This is a genomic window from Nonomuraea corallina (genome assembly GCF_027620315.1).
Taxonomy (GTDB): Bacteria; Actinomycetota; Actinomycetes; order Streptosporangiales; family Streptosporangiaceae; genus Nonomuraea; species Nonomuraea corallina.
Genome location: NZ_JAPNNL010000161.1, coordinates 1 through 16,780, shown reverse-complemented (window position 1 = coordinate 16,780; position 16,780 = coordinate 1). Strand labels below are relative to the sequence as shown.

The 16,780-nt window shown below is 73.6% G+C and carries 15 protein-coding genes and 1 pseudogene; 6 read left to right on the top strand and 10 right to left on the bottom strand.

The features are described 5' to 3' along the window. From OUY22_RS29280 to OUY22_RS29265, 4 genes are all read right to left on the bottom strand, one after another. Window positions 1-1,132: acetyl-CoA C-acetyltransferase (locus OUY22_RS29280; protein ID WP_270158426.1), on the bottom strand; the 1,132-nt coding region annotated here is incomplete at its 3' end. 122 nt (window positions 1,133-1,254) lie between these two features. Continuing rightward, on the bottom strand, window positions 1,255-2,409 hold the full coding sequence (locus OUY22_RS29275; RefSeq protein WP_270158425.1) for an acyl-CoA dehydrogenase family protein: 1,155 nt from the start codon (window positions 2,407-2,409) through the stop codon (window positions 1,255-1,257). A 31-nt stretch (window positions 2,410-2,440) separates the two neighbouring features. Further along, window positions 2,441-3,613, bottom strand: coding sequence for a CaiB/BaiF CoA transferase family protein (locus OUY22_RS29270; protein ID WP_270158424.1), 1,173 nt, complete (start codon window positions 3,611-3,613; stop codon window positions 2,441-2,443). Between the two features lie 147 nt (window positions 3,614-3,760). Further along, window positions 3,761-4,444, bottom strand: a complete 684-nt coding sequence (locus OUY22_RS29265; RefSeq protein ID WP_270158423.1) for a GntR family transcriptional regulator — start codon at window positions 4,442-4,444, stop codon at window positions 3,761-3,763. A 166-nt stretch (window positions 4,445-4,610) separates the two neighbouring features. On the opposite strand from OUY22_RS29265, the gene OUY22_RS29260 reads away from it, so the two are divergent. The 6 genes from OUY22_RS29260 to OUY22_RS29235 all read left to right on the top strand — a co-directional run bounded on the left by OUY22_RS29260 (window position 4,611) and on the right by OUY22_RS29235 (window position 8,339). Then, window positions 4,611-5,225 carry a DUF6461 domain-containing protein gene (locus tag OUY22_RS29260; RefSeq protein ID WP_270158422.1) on the top strand — a complete coding sequence of 205 codons (615 nt, stop codon included), beginning with the start codon at window positions 4,611-4,613 and terminating at the stop codon, window positions 5,223-5,225. Window positions 5,226-5,514: 289 nt separating this feature from the next. Beyond that, window positions 5,515-5,841, top strand: a complete 327-nt coding sequence (locus tag OUY22_RS29255; RefSeq protein WP_270158421.1) for a PadR family transcriptional regulator — start codon at window positions 5,515-5,517, stop codon at window positions 5,839-5,841. Then, window positions 5,838-6,194 (top strand): DUF1048 domain-containing protein, encoded by a 357-nt coding sequence (locus tag OUY22_RS29250; protein ID WP_270158420.1) that lies wholly within the window; start codon window positions 5,838-5,840, stop codon window positions 6,192-6,194. Before OUY22_RS29255 ends, OUY22_RS29250 begins: the two co-directional genes overlap by 4 nt. 1 nt (window position 6,195) lies before the next feature. Beyond that, window positions 6,196-6,540 carry a DUF1048 domain-containing protein gene (locus OUY22_RS29245; protein WP_270158419.1) on the top strand — a complete coding sequence of 115 codons (345 nt, stop codon included), beginning with the start codon at window positions 6,196-6,198 and terminating at the stop codon, window positions 6,538-6,540. 48 nt (window positions 6,541-6,588) lie between these two features. Continuing rightward, window positions 6,589-7,545 (top strand): cyclase family protein, encoded by a 957-nt coding sequence (locus OUY22_RS29240; protein WP_270158418.1) that lies wholly within the window; start codon window positions 6,589-6,591, stop codon window positions 7,543-7,545. Window positions 7,546-7,637: 92 nt separating this feature from the next. Continuing rightward, a complete protein-coding gene (locus OUY22_RS29235; protein ID WP_270158417.1) occupies window positions 7,638-8,339 on the top strand; it encodes a TetR/AcrR family transcriptional regulator in 702 nt (233 codons plus the stop codon). A gap of 11 nt (window positions 8,340-8,350) precedes the next feature. On the opposite strand, the gene OUY22_RS29230 is transcribed toward OUY22_RS29235, so the two are convergent. The 6 genes and pseudogenes from OUY22_RS29230 to OUY22_RS29205 all read right to left on the bottom strand — a co-directional run. Then, on the bottom strand, window positions 8,351-10,528 hold the full coding sequence (locus OUY22_RS29230; protein ID WP_270158416.1) for a xanthine dehydrogenase family protein molybdopterin-binding subunit: 2,178 nt from the start codon (window positions 10,526-10,528) through the stop codon (window positions 8,351-8,353). Beyond that, complete coding sequence (locus OUY22_RS29225) at window positions 10,525-11,508, bottom strand: FAD binding domain-containing protein (RefSeq protein ID WP_270158415.1); 984 nt, start codon at window positions 11,506-11,508, stop codon at window positions 10,525-10,527. Before OUY22_RS29225 ends, OUY22_RS29230 begins: the two co-directional genes overlap by 4 nt. Further along, window positions 11,505-11,957: a (2Fe-2S)-binding protein gene (locus OUY22_RS29220; RefSeq protein ID WP_270158427.1), complete on the bottom strand. Its 453-nt coding sequence runs from the start codon at window positions 11,955-11,957 to the stop codon at window positions 11,505-11,507. The genes OUY22_RS29225 and OUY22_RS29220 overlap by 4 nt, the downstream gene beginning before the upstream one ends. Window positions 11,958-12,173: 216 nt before the next feature. Further along, window positions 12,174-12,437, bottom strand: a pseudogene (locus OUY22_RS29215) (Dabb family protein); the annotation flags it as partial. Between the two features lie 134 nt (window positions 12,438-12,571). Beyond that, window positions 12,572-14,680, bottom strand: a complete 2,109-nt coding sequence (locus OUY22_RS29210) for an FtsX-like permease family protein (RefSeq protein ID WP_270158414.1) — start codon at window positions 14,678-14,680, stop codon at window positions 12,572-12,574. Continuing rightward, window positions 14,677-16,780: FtsX-like permease family protein (locus OUY22_RS29205; protein WP_270158413.1), on the bottom strand; the 2,104-nt coding region annotated here is incomplete at its 5' end. The genes OUY22_RS29210 and OUY22_RS29205, both read right to left, overlap by 4 nt.

Genomic DNA, 16,780 nt, shown 5'->3' with positions numbered 1-16,780 from the left:
TGGTGACGTTGGCCTGGCCGCCGCCCTCGCACATCGTCTGCAGGCCGTAGCGGCCGCCGGTGCGCTCCAGGTGGTTGAGGAGCGTCGTCATCAGCCGCGCGCCCGTCGCGCCGAGCGGGTGGCCCAGCGCGATCGCGCCGCCGTTCGGGTTGACCTTGGCCGGGTCGAAACCGGTCTCCTTCAGCCAGGCGAGCACCACCGGCGCGAACGCCTCGTTGATCTCGACCGCGTCGATGTCGTCCGGCGTCATCCTGGCTCGCCGGAGCGCGCGCTTGGTCGCGGGGATCGGCGCGGAGAGCATCATGATCGGATCGTCGGCCATCACGCTCATGTGGTGGACGCGGGCCCGAGGCGTCAGCCCGAGGTGCTTCACCGCGCGCTCGCCGGCGATCAGCAGGGCCGCGGAGCCGTCGCTGATCTGGCTCGCGCAGGCGGCGGTGACGCGCCCGCCGGGCCGCAGCGGAGGCAGTGACCTGATCTTCTCCCAGTTCGGCTCGCGCGGGCCGTCGTCGGCGGCGACCCCGTTCAGCGGCGCGATCTCCGGCTCGAAGAGCTTGACGGCGTTGGCCCGCAGCGCCCGCTCGTGCGACTCGACGGCGAACTCCTCCATCTCCTCGCGGGAGATGTCCCAGTGGGTGGCCATCATCTCCGCGCCCCGGAACTGGCTGACCTCGCCGTCACCGAACCTGCCGGTCCACCCCGCCGAGGTGGAGAACGGGTCGTCGAAGCCGAGCGCCTGCCCGGCGTTCGCCGCTGACATGAGCGGCACCATGCTCATGTTCTGCACGCCGCCCGCGACGACGAGGTCCATCGTCCCGCTCATCACCGCCTGGGCGGCGAAGTGCACGGCCTGCTGCGCCGACCCGCACTGCCGGTCGATCGTCACGCCCGGCACGTGCAACGGGAACCCTGTAGCGAGCCAGCAGGTGCGCGCGATGTCGAACGACTGCGGCCCCACCGAGTCCACGTTGCCGAACACGACGTCGTCGACCAGCCCCGGGTCGATCCCGGTCCGCTCGACCAGGGCGCGGATGCTGTGCGCGCCGAGATCGGCGGGGTGGACGGTGCTCAACGGCCCGCCGCGTCTGGTCACGGGGGTGCGGACGGCGTCGATGATGAAAGCTTCTGCCATGACGGGAACGTACGAGCGCGGCGTTAACCCCGGCGTGCGTCCCGTGCGCGGTCCGGCGTTACCCGGGCCGTGCGCGGGCCCGGCGCGGGATGAGTGCGGGACCCGCGCGGGCCGAAGTGCGGTCAGGCGGGCAGGCCGCCGCGCTCGACGAGCTGCCGGGCGATGACGTTGCGCTGGATCTCGTTGGTGCCCTCACCCACGATCATGAGCGGGGCGTCGCGGAAGTAGCGCTCGACGTCGAACTCGGTGGAGTAGCCGTAGCCGCCGTGCACCCGGATCGCGGAGAGCGCCACCTCCATCGCGACCTCCGAGCAGAACAGCTTGGCCATGCCCGCCTCCAGGTCACTGCGCTCGCCCGAGTCGAACCGCTCGGCGGCGTACAGCAGCAGCCGGCGGGCGGCGGTCACCTTGGTGCCCATCTCGGCGAGGTGGTTGCCGACCGACTGGTGCCTCCAGATCGGCTTGCCGAACGACTCCCGCTGCCGGGAGTAGGCGAGCGCGTCGTCGAAGGCGGCCCTGGCCACGCCCGTCGCCCGCGCCGCCACCTGGATGCGGCCGATCTCCAGGCCGCGCATCATCTGCCCGAACCCCTTGCCCTCGGCCTCGCCGAGCAGCGCGCCGACCGGCACGCGGGCGTCGTCGAAGACCACCTCGCAGCTCTCCACGCCCTTGTAGCCGAGCTTGGGCAGGTCGGCGGTGACGGTGACGCCCGGCACCTTCTCCACCAGCAGGACCGAGATGCCCTGGTGCCGGGGGACGGACTCGGGGTCGGTCTTGCACAGCAGCGCCACGAGCCCCGACATGCGGGCGTTGCTGATCCAGGTCTTGGTGCCGTTGATCACGTACTCGTCGCCGTCGCGCCGGGCCACGGTGCGCATCGCCTGCAGGTCCGAGCCGCCGCCAGGCTCGGTGAGCGCCATCGTCGCGCGCAGCTCGCCCGTCGCCATCCGCGGCAGGTAACGCTCCTTCTGCTCCGGCGTGCCGTACGCGAGGATGAGCCGGGCCACCACGGTGTGCCCGCCCATGGCTCCGGCGAGGCTCATCCACCCGCGCGCCAGCTCCTCGGTGATCATCGCGAAGCAGGGGGTCGAGACCTGGACGTCGCCGTACGGCTCGGGGATGGCCAGGCCGTAGACGCCCATCGCCTTCATCTGGTCGATGAGCTCGCCCGGGTAGGCGTTGGCGTGCTCCAGCTCCCTGGCGACGGGCCGCACCTCGCGGTCGACGAAGTCGCGCACCGCCTCCACCATGGCCGTCTCTTCGGCGTTCAGCGTCATCGCAACTCCTTCGCCGCCCTCTGCGGGCCGGTCAGATGATCTTCTTGTCGGCGAGGTCGTCGATCTCCCGGCGCGAGCGGCCGAGCTCGGCCAGGACGGCCGCGGTGTGCTCGCCGACGGCGGGCACCGGGTCCATCCGCGGTTCCGCGCCGAGGGAGATGGGCGGCAGCAGCGCCCTGATGGGGCCGCCGGGCGTGTCGACGTCCCGCCAGCGCCCGCGCTCCCGCAGCACCGGGTGGCGCAGGAAGTCGTCGACCGTGTTGACGCCCGCGTTGGCGATCCCCGCCCGGTCGAGCAGGGCCGAGGCCGCGGGCGCGTCGAACTCGGCGAAACGTGCCGCGATGAGGGCTTCGAGGGCGTCGCGATGGGTCACCCGCAGGGTGTTGGTGGCGAAGCGCGGGTCGGTGGCGAGCTCGGGCGCGCCGAGGAACTCCGCGCAGAACCGCGCCCACTCGGTCTCGTTCTGGATCGAGATCAGGATCGTGCGCCCGTCTCCCGCGGTGAACGGCCCGTACGGGGCGATGGTGGCGTGCCGGGCGCCCGCGCGCGGCTGCTGCCGGCCGCTGCCGGCGGTGTAGTGGGCCGGCTGCCCCATCCACTCGGCCAGGGCCTCGAACAGGGAGATCTCCAGGGTGGCGCCCTCGCCGGTGGCCTGGCGCCGGTAGAGGGCGGCGAGGACGGCGCTGAACCCGTACATCCCGGCGGCGATGTCGGCGACCGAGATGCCGACCCTGGCCGGCTCCTCCGCACCGGTCAGGGAGACCAGCCCGGCCTCGCACTGGGCCAGCAGGTCGTAGGCCTTGCGGCCGGCCCAGGGGCCGTCGCTGCCCCAGCCGGTGATGCCCAGCACGATCTTGCGGGGGTCGCGTGCGCGCACGGCGGCGGCGGACAGGCCGAGGCGGTCGGCGGCGCCCGGCCCGAGGTTCTGCACCAGCACGTCGGCCCGGCCGACCAGCTCGTGCAGGATCTCCCGGCCGTCGGGCGACTTCACGTCCAGCGTCACCGACTCCTTGGAGCGGTTGAGCCAGACGAAATAGCTGGACTGGCCCTTGATCGACTCGTCGTAGCGCCGGGCGAAGTCGCCGGCTCCGGGCCGCTCTATTTTGATGACCCGAGCGCCGAGGTCGGCGAGCTGACGCGTCGCGAACGGCGCGGCCACCGCGTGTTCGAGCGCGACCACGGTGATCCCGGTGAGTGGCAGCACAGCTCCCCTTTCGTTGGGATATATAATATATAATCTCTGTCATCACCGCCAGCCCCACCTCGCCTCACTGCGAGAAACCGCTCCGATCAGGGGGCGGCCGACGGCCGTGAGGGAGGCCGCGATATAGAGATGGGCGCAGCCAGTGGTCTAGGCGGGGCCCGGTTCGCTCGCGGTGCGCTCGTCGAACTGCCTGGCCAGCAGATCACCCGCGTGCGCGATGTGATCGCGCATCGCCGCCCGCGCGGCCTCCGCGTCCCGGGCGCGCAGGCCCTCCAGGATCCTCGTGTGGTCGTGCAGGGTGGCCTGCGGCCAGCCCGCGATCTCCGAGTAGAAGCGGGTGGGGATGTACCGCCCGGTCAGGGTCAGCACCCAGGTGAGCTTACGGGCGTCCGCGGCCAGGTTGACGAGGCGGTGGAAGGCGTGGTTCTTCTCCTCCAGCAGGGCCAGGTCCTTCCGGTGGGCCGCCGCGAGCAGTTCGTGATGCAGGGCCTCCAGCTCGGCGAGCTGCTCCGGGGTCAGCCGGGCGGCCGCCCGGGCCGCAAGCTCTCCTGAGATCAGCGCGTGCGCCTCGAACAGGTCACGGATGTCCTGGCCGGTCAGCGGCGCCACCTGGAAGCCCCGCCGGGGCAGCAGGTCGAGGAACCCCTCCACGCGCAGCACGTGCAGCGCCTCGCGGGCGGGGGTCGCGGAGATGCCCAGCGCCTGGCCGACCGCCTCCGGCCGCACGGAGTCGCCCGGCCGCCACTGCCCCGACATGATCATGCTGCGTACGTAGGCGGCGGCGTCGTCGCTGAGCTGGGGACGCCCGGCCTCAGCCGCCCTCGCGCCCATCGCACCACTCCTCGCCTCGACCCCGGTCGGCGGCTTTCTCGGAAGCCTCGCCGCCGTCTCCGAGATCCTATATAAAATATCCTCCGGCCCGAGGCCGCATCCGCGGACGCGGCAGGCGGTCGCCCTCCGGCGCGGTCCGGGAGGGACACCACTTGGAGAGACGGCCATGCGCTCACCGACCTACCTGCACGACCTTCTGGTCTCCACCCTCTTCGACGAGGAGCTCGATGCCGATCCCGACTTGGAGACGCTGGGTTTCAGCGCCATGTGGATCAAGGGCGCGGACCTCGGCGCCCTCGCCCGGCGCTGCGGCCTCGACCTCACCACCCGTACCCCGTGCCACCTGAGCGAGATCCTCGACCACCAGATCCACGACGACTCCAGATGGGTGGCCGAGGTCGGCGACTGGATTTGCGTCATGCCGGAGCGCGCCGACGGCGAGTTCCTGCGCTCGATGACCGAAGGCGGCCGTGAGGCCCTCGGCCTGTCCATGGACATGTCCAGCGCGTCCTTCCACTACGCCCGCGACGGGCGTACGGTCGTCGCCTTCGACCCGTTCTTCCCGGACGAGTCCTCCCGGTTCGGCGACGACCCGCACGCGCTCGACCACCTGATGGACGGACTGCGCTTCCAGATCAGCGGCGACGACGTCCTCGACGACCTCGTGGAGCCCCCGGAGAGCATCAGCTCGGCCCTGGCCCTGATCGGACGCGTCACCGGAACCGACCTCGCCGCCGACTGGTTCCTGGCGCGGCACTCCCGCTACAGCCCCGCCTCCTGACCGCTCGCGGCGGCGCACGGACCTCTCCTTGATCGCCTCGATGACTGGACTGATCGCCGTACTGCCGGAAGGCGGGGTCGAGACCCTCGCGTCACTAGGAAGCGCCGAACCGGCTTGACGATGAGCGCGGAAGAGGATTCCCGGCAGGTCGGCGCGGAGCCGGCCGATCTGGGGGTGAGGATCTCCAGGATGATGGGCACCCGAACACACCGCCCCACCAGGCTACTCTGTGGTACTTTATAGTAGTACTCAGCACTACGAAGTACCAGGAGATCGAGAAGAGCCCGCGATGGACGACCTGACGGAGATGCTGAAGGGCACGCTGGAAGGCTGCGTGCTGGAGATCATCGGCGGCGAGGAGACCTACGGGTACGCCATCACCCGCCGGCTGAACGAACTCGGCTTCGCCGACGTGGTCGAGGGGACGGTCTACACCATCCTCCTGCGTCTGGAGAAGAACGGGCTCGTCCAGACGACGAAACGACCGTCCGGGCTGGGCCCGCCACGCAAGTTCTACGCGCTCAACGACGCGGGACGCGAAGAGCTCGCCAGGTTCTGGGCGAAATGGGAGTACGTCATCTCACGGATCGACAAGCTCAAGGAGGGCGGCAGATGAACTTCTGGGAGACCGTCACAGGCAGCGATCTCACCAGGGAGTGGAGGGCGTTCGAGGCCCGCGCCCAGGAGTTGCCGGTCGACCACCGCGCGGCGTGGGAACAGATCAAAAGCCACCTTCATCCCTACGCGGACTTCACCGGTCGCAACCTGACGCCGATTCTCGACAACGCTCTGGGGCTGCTCGAAGAGACCGCGGCCGACGGCCAGAGCGTTCACGACGTGCTGGGTGACGACGTCGAGGGCTTCTGCGCCGCGCTGGCCGGCCGAGAAAGGGCCCCGGACCATCGCGATCGCTGGCGCAGGCAGTTGAACGGGAACGTCGCCAGGAAACTGGGCCGGCTGGGAGGCTGACGTGGGCATCAGGGACATCATCGACGGCAAGAGACAGTGGCGGGCGCACGTGGCGCGGGTCAGGGCGCTCCCGCCGGACTACCAGATCGTCTACAAGGAGATGCAGAAGTACTTCTTCAAGGTCGGGCCGGTCGACCTGCCCGACGGTCCCCTGCTCCCCGGGATCGTCGACTTCTTCGAGGAGGGCGCCGCGTCCGGCAAGGGGGTCCTGGAGCTCATCGGCGACGATGTCGCCGCCTTCTGCGACGATCTGATCAGGGACTCGCGCACCTACGCGGACCTCTACCAGGAGTCCCTGCGCGGAAGGCCCGGCCATCCCGGCTCGCCCGAGGAGAGGGCGGGATAGCCTGCCTGCGAGGGCTCGAACCGCGTGACCGGAGGAGTCGATGCTCGAATGACGGCAGGGCGGCCGGCACCCACGCAGGACGAGGTGCTCGCGTACTTCGACACGCTGTCGAACTGGGGCCGGTGGGGCGACGACGACGAACTCGGCACCCTCAACCACATCACCGACGACGTCCGGCTGGCCGCCGCGCGGGCCGTGCGCCACGGCCGGAGCGTGTCGTGCGCCTGGGAGGTCGCCGCACCCGAGGACATGGAACGGTCGACGACGACGTGCCCGCGCGCCGCCGACATGCCGGGCGCCGAGACCATGCCGGCGCCCGGGTTCCGCCGCGACCGGCGCTGGGGCTTCTCCTCCGAGCGGCTCGGCCTCACCTTCCACGGCAACACCGTCACCCACGTCGACTCGCCGTGCCACATCTTCTGGGACGGCGCGCTGTACAACGGGCGGCCCCACTCGTCGGTCGACCCCGCGACCGGATCGGCGTGGGCGGCCGTCACCGCGGCGGCGAACGGGATCGTCACCCGTGGGGTCCTGCTGGACGTCGCGCGAGTCCGCGACGTGCCGTGGCTCGAACCGGGACAAGGGGTGTACCCCGAAGACCTCGAGGAGGCGGAGCGTCGCCAGGGTGTCCGCGTACGATCCGGCGACGCCGTGCTGCTGCGCACCGGCCGTGGCCGCCTCCGGCACGAGGCCGGCCGGGACGGCGGCCACGAGCAGGCCGGCTGGCACGCGTCCTGCCTGCCGTGGCTGCGTGAACGGCAGGTCGCGCTGATCGGCGCCGACACCCCGCAGGAGGTTCAGCCGTCGGGGTACGACGACGTGCTGATGCCGGTGCACGCCGTGGGCCTCGTCGCGATGGGCCTGTGGCTGCTCGACAACTGCGACCTGGAGGCGTGCGCGTCGACGGCTGTGGAACTCGGCCAGTGGGACTTCCACCTCGCGGTCGCGCCGGTCCGCCTCGCCGGCGCGTCCGGCAGCCCGGTCAACCCGATCGCCACCTTCTAGCCGGCGTCCTCGTCCGGTTCGGCCGACAGGTGCCCGTACGCCGGACGGCGACCGCCCGAATCCCGATACCGAGATCCTGTTATCGTTGTTACATGGCTGATCGGGAAGAGGTTCGCCGGCGCATCATCGACGCCACGACCGAGCTGCTACGGGACAAGGGCCGCGAAGGAGTGACGACGCGCACCGTCAGCGCGGCGGCCGGGGTGCAGGCGCCCACGCTCTACCGCCTGTTCACCGACATGAACGGGCTGCTCGAAGCGGTCGCGGCCGACGGGTTCGCGCGCTACCTCGCCCGCAAGCACAGCCAGGCTCTCTCCGACGACCCCGTGGACGACCTGCGCCGCGGCTGGGACACCCATGTCGGCTTCGGCCTGGAGAACCCGGAGCAGTACCTGCTCATGTACGGCCGGCCGACCCCGGGGGCCCGTAGACGCAGCACCGAGCAGGCGACGGCGCGGCTGCGGCTGCTGGTCGAACGCATCGCCATCGCGGGCCGGCTCTCCGTCGGCGTCGAGACGGCCATGGACATGGTGCACTCGGCAGGCGTCGGCCTCACGCTCAACCTCATCGGCATGCCTCCCGGCGAGCGCGATCCCGCTCTGCCCGGCCGCCTGCGCGAGGCCGTACTCGCGGCGATCACCACGGACGACCCGGCCGGCCCGCCGAGCGTGGCCCAGCGGGCCGTGGGGCTGAAGGCCGTCCTCGGCGAGGCGCCGGACCTCTACACGCCGGGCGAGCTCGCCCTGCTCACTGAGCTCCTCGACCGGGCCACGAGCCGCTCCCCCGCTCCCTGACGTACGCGGGGTCAGAGCAGCTTGTCCCGGGTGAAGGGGACGTCCCTGAGCCGCCGACCGGTGGCGTGGTGGATCGCGTTGCCGATGGCCGCGGGCACGCCGGTCCCCGGTGTCTCGCCGAACCCGCGGATCCCGTTCAGCTCGGCGTCAGCCTCCGGCCGGTCCACGAACAGCGCCTCCACCGAGGGCACGTCCGCGCAGACCGGAACCAGGTAGGCGGACAGGTTCGGGTTGACCACCCGCGCGGTGTTCGGGTCCACCATCGTGTGCTCCATCAGCGCGAAGCCGATCCCCCATGTCACACCGCCGATGACCTGCCCGCGCGCGGTCCGGCGATTGAGCACCCGGCCCAGGTCGTGCGCGGTCACCACGCGGGTCACGCGCACCCTGCCCAGTCTCGGCTGGACCCGTACCTCCAGGAACACCGCGCCGAACGAGTGCCCGGCCGTGTTCGCCCTGCTTCCGGTCACCTCGACCGGGCCGCCGTGGCGGGTCATGACGTCGCGGTAGGTGTCCGCGCGGTCGCGGTCGCCCCGGGCGAACAGGCGGCCGTCCAAGGTCACGACCTCCTCGGCGGGCACGCCGTGGAGCGGGGAGCGCGCGTCGGCGACGGCGAGCGCGATCACCGCCTCCCGTGCGCGCCGCGCCGCCTCGGCCGCCGGGCCGGCCACGCTGGGCATCGTGGCCGACCCGGCCGACAGGGACGCGGCGGGGTAGGCGGTGTCCCCGAGCAGCGTCGTGACGTGGCCGAGCGGCAGCCCGAGCCCTTCGGCGACGACCTGGGTGAGCACGGTGTAGGTGCCGGTGCCGATCTCCTGGGTGGCGGCCCGCAGCGTCGCGCGCCCGTCGGGGCCGATGGTGAGGCGCGCCTGGGACGGGATGACGTTGTAGGTGTGGGTCTCGGTGGCCATGCCCCAGCCGACGTACTCGTCGCCGTCCCTGGTGGTGCCCGGCCTGGGGTCGCGCCGGGCCCAGCCGAACGCCTCGGCCGCGGCCCGGTAGCACTCCAGCAGCCGCTTGTCGGGGTAAGGCCGGGGCGGGTCGGTCTGCTGGTCGGCCTCGGCGTGGTTGCGCATCCGGAGTTCCACCGGGTCGATGCCGAGCTCGTGGCTCAGCTCGTCCAGGGCCGTCTCGATGCCGAAGTGCGCGGTCGTCTCCGGCGAGCGCATGTAGCTCGACGTCGGCAGGTCGAGCCGCACGCCCAGCTGCCGTACGTGGACGTTCGGGCAGGCGTACAGGCGGAGCGTGGAGTCGCCGCCGTTGTAGATGTTCTCGTCGGCGCGGGTCACCTGGGCCGTCGAGGTACTGGCGATGGCGGTGAGCGCGCCCTGCCGGGTGGCGCCGAGCCGGAGGTGGTGGCGGTACTCGGCGCGGTGGCCGTTGGAGGTGTACATCTGCGCGCGCGACAGCACCAGCTTCACCGGCCGGCCGCAGAGCCGCGCCGCCGCCGCGGTGAGCAGCGTGTGCGGATAGGTGGGGCCCTTGGCGCCGAAACCGCCGCCCAGGTAGGGGGAGACGACCCTGACGCTTCCCGGGGCCAGGCCGAACGCGAACTCCACGACGTTACGGGCGAGAACCACCCCTTGCGTGCTCTCGTACAGGGTCAGCGTCCCGTCCTCCCAGACGGCGGTGGTGGTGTGCGGCTCGATCGGGTTGTGGTGCTGCATCGGGCTGCTGTAGGTCCGGTCGACGCGCACCTCGGCCTGTTCGAGCGCCGCGGCGGCGTCGCCCCGGCTGATCTCGTTGGGCCGCTCGCGGAAGTCGTCCGGCAGGAACGCCTCGCCGAGCGCGTCCGCCATCCGCGCGACCGGCTCCTCCGCCCGATAGCGCACCCTCACCAGGCCGGCGGCCTCCTGCGCCTGCTCCAGGGTCTCGGCCACGACGTACGCGACCGGTTGCCCCTGGTGGAACACCCGCGTGTCCTGCATGGGGACGAAACGCCTGTTGTACGGGAAGTCCGGCAGTCTCAGCCTCGGCAGGTCGGCATGGGTGTAGACCGCGACGACGCCGGGACGCGCCAGCGCCGCCCCGCCGTCGATCCGCAGGACCTCGCCCCGGGCGATCGTGCTCATCACGAGGGCGCCGTGCAGCACCCCGGGCACCTCGTGGTCCGCGGCGTAGCGGGCCGTGCCGGTGACCTTCGCCCGGCCGTCCACCCGCGCCACGCCCTGCCCCACCAGCCCGCTCATCGAAGCCCTCCCAGCTCGCCGAGTACGCTCGCCAGCGCCCGCTGGACGAGCTCGACCTTGAACCCGTTCCCCTCGTACGGTTTCGCGTCCCCGACCAGGAGCCCGCCCGCCTCGTCGATCGCCTGCCGGGTGAGCGGCCGGCCCCGCAGCGCCGCCTCGACGCGGGTGTCCCGCCACGGGCGGGTGCCCACGCCGCCGAACGCCAGCCGCACGTCGCGGACCACGCCGCCCCTGGTCCGCAGCGCGGCCGCCACCGACACGACCGCGAACTCGAACGTGGCCCGGTCGCGCAGCTTCAGGTAGCGCGACCGCCCGGCCAGGGCGGTGCGCGGCACGTCCACCCGGGTGATCAGCTCGCCCGGGCGCATCACGGTCTCCCGGTCCGGGGTGGACCCGGGGAGCAGGTAGAAGCCGCCGATCGGGACGGCGCGCGCGCCGCCGGGACCGAGCAGGTGCACGGTCGCGTCCAGGGCGGTCAGCGCCACCGCCAGGTCCGAAGGGTGCGTGGCGACGCAGTGCTCGCTGCCTCCCAGGATGGCGTGTCCCCGGTTCTGCCCGGTGATCGCCGGGCAGCCGCTGCCCCGTACCCGCTTGTTGCAGGGAGAGGCGGCGTCGCGGAAGTACCCGCATCTGGTGCGCTGCAGCAGGTTGCCGCCGATCGAGGCCATGACGCGGACCTGCGGGGACGCCGAGGCCAGCAGCGCCTCCGTCAGCATCGGGAACTCCCGCCGGACGCCGGGGTGCTCGGCGACCCGCCGCATCCGTGCCGCGCCTCCGATCCGCAGCGAGCCGGCGGCGACGGTGATCCGGCCGAGGTCCAGCCGGTTGACGTCGATGAGGTGGTCGTGGGCCTCCGCGCCGTCGCGCATCAGGTTCAGCAGGTCCGTGCCGCCTGCCACGAACGTCGAGCCGGGGGTGTGCGCGGCCAGCCGTACGGCCTCCGCCGGATCGCGGGCGACCGTGTAACCGAAGGCCCTCATCGCCGCACCTCCCGCGCGGCGTCGGCGATGGCGGCGACGATGTTCTGGTAGGCCGCGCACCGGCACAGGTTGCCGCTCATCCACTCGCGGATCTCCGCCTCCGAACCCGCGTGCCCCTCGTCGACGCAGGCCACGGCCGACATGATCTGACCGGGCGTGCACGCGCCGCACTGGAAGGCGTCGTTCCTGATGAACGCCTCCTGTACGGGGTGCAGCTCCTCTCCGCGCGCCAGCCCCTCCACCGTGGTGATCTCGGCTCCCTGCCGCATCACCGCCAGCGTCAGGCACGACTTGACCCGTTCGCCGTCGGCCAGCACCGTGCACGCCCCGCACTCGCCCCGGTCGCAGCCCTTCTTGGTGCCGGTCAGACCGAGCCGTTCCCGTAACGCGTCCAGCAGCGTCACCCTCGGCTCCACGGCGACCCTGCGCAGCCGCCCGTTGACCGTCATCGAGACCTCCACCGACGCCCCCGGCGCGACGCCGTACGCCTGAGCGGCGGCGGGGGCGGCGGCGGGGGCGGCGACGCCCGTCGCGGCCGCGGCGGTTCCCGCCGCGACGGCCTTGAGTACCGTACGGCGGCTGGGGGCGGGCGTGCCGAGCACGTGGCGACGCACCTCGTCGATCCGCGCGGCGGCCTTCGGGTCCGGGTCGTCGGTGAGGTCGAACGAGATGGACGCGTCGAGCATCGGCCGGACGATCCGGTCGGCGTACCGGCTGGCGGGGTGCGTCAGGAACGCGCGGTAGCCGGCCAGGTCCTCGACGACGAAGACGGCGCCCCACTCGTAGGCGCCGCCGGCGTCACGGCCGACCAGGAAGGAGGTCACCGACGGGACGGTCCGTCCCTGGTCCCGCAGGCTGTCGAGGGCCGTCGTCCGCCGGCCCGGTGGCACGTCCGGCCGGAAGGTGAATCTGCTGCCGTGGTAGATCATCATGCTCCTTCTCCGTACGGACCGACGTCGCGACCGGATGGCATGTAAGCGATGGCAACAGTATCGAGTTATCACTGATTCAAGTCAAGTCGATAACGGTCTATCGTTATCGTCGATATCCACTGTCGAGCGGCTCAGCCGTCGCCCGCGCGCAGCACCTCGCCCAGGCGCCGGCGGCGGCGCAGCGCCGACTCGACGGGCACCACGACGGCGACCCCCGCCAGGAACACGACCGCCACCATGCCGAGCCCCCACCACGGCGGCGCCGGCTCCGGATCGGCCCCGAGCAGGCGCAGGGCGAGCGAGCCGAACGTCAGGTGGGCGAGCGCCACCCCGAGCAGCGGACCGGCCACGGCGGCGACCAGCACCGGCGGCAGCAGTTCTCCCGTGGCGACCCGGCGGGCCTCCCGCGGCCGCAGCCCGAGGGTGCGCAGCCGGGTCAGGGTCCGCCATCGCTCCGGCGCGCCTGCCGCCGCGCCGAGAGCGAGTCCCAGCAGGCCCAGCACCGGCAGGGTGACAGCCGAGACCCACGCCAGCCGCACCAGTCCCGCGGCCAGCGGCCCGCCCGCGCTGCCCCGGCCGGCCGCGGCGGCGAACGTGAGCGCGTACGAGGTCAGGGCCGTGGAGGTCACGAGCACCAGCGGCGGGAGCACGCGGGCCGAGGTCGCCGCCGCCCTCGCGGCCCCGAACACCGCCAGCGGCCGGCTCGACCGCAGCAGCCGCCCGAGCACGAGGCGCGTCCCGAGGGGCAGCGCGCGGGCCAGCAGCAGCCCGCCCGCGAGCGCGCAGAGGGCGGGCGCGCCGGCGGGCAGCATCCCGCCGCCGGCCCCCCGCTGGTACAGGGCGACGACGGCGCCGGACGCGGCCGCCAGCACGCCGGCCTCAAGAGCGGCCCGCCGCAGCCGTACGGTGTCGCGCACCCACCGCCGGGCGCTCCGGTTGGCCGGGACGCGGCGATCCCGGGTGGCGCGGGCGGCGGTGAGCGTCCCGAAAGCCGGTCCGGCGGCGACGGCCGCGACTGCCACGGGCGCGATCCACTCCCACGAGACCTCCGGCGTGACGGCCCGGGCCAGGCCGAGCCCGGCCGCCGCGGCCAGCAGCGCCATCACGGCGGATTCGAGCAGCAGCTCGCCGCCGATCACCGGGAGCGACATCCCTCTCTGCCGGGCGGCCGTCAGGGCGGGGGCGCGGCGGCGCACCAGCAGGTCGGCGGCGAGCAGCAGGACCAGGACGGCGACGGCGAGCAGGGTGACGAGCAGGACGGACGCCTGCGAGAACGCCGCGCCGACCTGGGAGCTCACGTTCCGCAGCACCCCGTCGAGCCCGGTCTCCCACTGCGGCGAGCCGTCCCGGGCGGCGGAGGAGCCGGAGGCCGCCTTGAGCGCCACCACCTTCGCGACGACCGACGGGACCGTGTCCCAGGTGAGCCGGGCCGGGTCGGGGGCGAACGAGACGGTACGCCGCAGCTCGTCCGGTCCGAAGGCGAGCCGGGCGTCGGGCAGCGAGTCGCGGGACAGCAGCCCGGCGAACCGGGTGGATCCCGTGCCGTCCGCGCCGGCGACGGGACCCAGCAGCGAGGGCAGGAGCCGCCAGGCGGGATCGGCGCCGTCCCGGGGCCGGAAGACGCCGCTGATCCGGACGTCCTTGTCATTCCCCTGGTCGTCGGCCATCGGGAGGCGGTCGCCGGGACGGAGTTCGAGAGCGGCGGCGTCCGCCTCCGACAGGCCCACCTGCACCGGCCACGGCGGCGCGCCGTAGGCCATCGTCGCCGTCGCGGAGGCGGTGGGCCGGGGCGGGCCGCCCGCGATCCAGGTCACCTCGGGCCCGCCGTCGCGGGCGACGTAGGCGAGCTGGAACGTCCGCAGCACACTGCCGTCAGTGATCTTGAGGGTGGGGCTGACGACGGCGGCGACGGGTGGGCGCAGGGCGGCGCGCAGGCCGGGGCCGAGCTCGTCCGTCGCTCTGACCCGGAAGTCGTCCACCGACTCGGCGAGGCGGGGGTGCCGGACCCGGCCGGCGTTCGGCCCCTCGTCGACCTCCATGCGGCTGTGCACTCGAAGGTCGCCGCCGCCCGCGCGCACCGCGTCCCGTACGGCGGCGTCTGCGGTCGCGGCCAGGAGCGGCGGCGTCGCGGCCGCGAGCAGCGTGACGGCCATCACCACGACGGCGGCCAGGAGCAACGGCCCCGCGTCCGCGCGGGCGCGCCCGGCGACGCTGGGCCAGTGCGGTGCTGGGACCCTCACGACGCCACCCGCAGATGCGCGGCGTCGGCGAGCCGGGCCTGGACGACGACCACCGCGCTCACCGCCAGCGCGCACGCGACCGTCAGCGCGGCGAGCAGGACGGCCTGGGCCGCCCACGGCCAGACGGGCAGGACCTCGGGGACGGGGGCCGCGCCGGTGTCGGAGCGGACGAGCAGCGGCGCGACGGCGCGGGTGGCCAGCGCGCCGACGACCGCGCCCGCCGCGAGCAGCGGCAGCAGGATGCCGACATGCTGGCCGAGCAGCACGGCGCGGATCTCGCGCCGGGTCATCCCCAGACCCCGCAGGCGCGCCACCTCGACGGCGCGGGCCCGCAGGTCGAACGTCACGTGCAGCACGATCCCGGCGAGCATCAGCAGCACGGCGGCCGGCACGAGCAGCCGGAGCACGGCCGGCAGCCCGGCCTGCAGCGGACCGCCGGTCAGCCGGGCGGCCTCCGACGCGCGGGTGGTGAGGCCGCCGAGACCGAGCTCGGCCAGGTCGTCCCCGGCGGGACGGCCGACCCACCACGCGTCCACGGGCACGTCGAAGTCGCCGCTGACGGCGAGAGCGCGCGAGAGGGCGTCGAAGTCGGCCAGGACGGCCGCGGCGCCGGGAGCGGAAGGCACGGCCGGCAGCACCTCGGCCACGCTCACCTGTACGGGGGTGAGCCCGACGGTGAGGTCGAGCCGGGAGCCGGGCCGGGAGCCCGCCTCGTCGGCGAAGCGGGCGGAGACGGCGACCGGCACCGGTCCCGGAGCCGGGAAGGCCGTGGCGACCAGGGTCCTGGCGGCTTCCGGCGGGCCCTTCAGCGCGACGGTCGTGGTCATCCTCAACCGGGTGCCCGCCGGGGTGCCCGCCGGGGTGCCGGTCAGGGTGACGGCCGGGTCGCCGAGCTGCCCGGGGGCCGGCCCGGCCGAGGTGGCGGTCCACGGCGAGGACGCGGAGCCGCTCCCCGCCACGGTGAGCGTGACGGCGACGCGGCTGTCGCCCGCCGGGGGCTCCGCCAGGGGGTCGGCGTACCCGGTGCCCACGTTCCCCGGCTCGATCGCGAACGGCAGGGACACCGCGACCAGCCGGAGCCCTCCGGCCGTCGCGCAGTCCGGCAGCGGATGCGCATTCCCGTCGAGCGGGACGGGCGCGCCGGTGCACGGAGTGCGCAGCCCCGTCGCATCCTCCAGCAGCAGCCGGGGCGTCACGGTGAGCGGCGTCGCGCCGGTCGCGTTCCCCGTCAGGGAGAGCGCGGCTCCGGCCGGGACGGCGACACCGGAGACGCGCGTCGAGGGCGCGAGGACGGCGCCGACGGCGTTCCAGGTCTGGCCGTCGCGCAGCCGCCCGCGCAGCAGCGCCCCGGCCCGCGTGGTGTCCACGGCGATCAGCCGCGGCGGGTCGCCCGCGCCGCCGAGCCACTGCCCGACCGCGACGCCCCGATCGGTGGCGGGGCTCACCTCGCCGCCGGTGGCCTCGCCGACCCTCGCGCCCTGCCCGGCGGTGGGCGGGGCGGTGAGGGTGAGCGCGAGATCGGTGCCGACGGCCAGATCGGCCTGGTCCTGCTGGGACCGCTGCCACGTGGCGTCGAACCCGATCCCGAACGTGGCCGCCGCGCAGCCGAGCGCGACCAGCAGCCCCGCCGCGACCGCCTGCGGCCTGCGGGCGGCCTCGAACGCGGCCAGCGGCACCAGCAGCCCGCGAGCCCGTCCGGCCAGCCGTTCCACGAGCCGCAACGCGGGCCACACCAGCCGCAGCATCACCGCGGACCCGGCGATGAGCAGCAGCGCGGGAGCGAGCACCCGTACAGCGTCGACCGGAGACCCGGAACCGGCCGGTTGATCGCGCAACTGCCACCAGCCGACGGCGGCGAGCGCCACGAGCAGCACGTCGGCGCCGGACCGGGCGAGCAGTTCCCGCCGCCCGCGCACCCCCGGCGACGAGGTCCGCAGCGACGGCGCGACGAGGACCGCCGCCAGCGCCAGCGCGCCGCCGGCGACGGACCACACCTGCGCGGCGTTCACGCCGAAGGGCGCGGCGAGTCCGGCCCCGGCCATGGGCGGCAGCCGGGTCAGCCCGGCGTGCAGGGCGGACGAGGCCGGGATCGCGACCGCG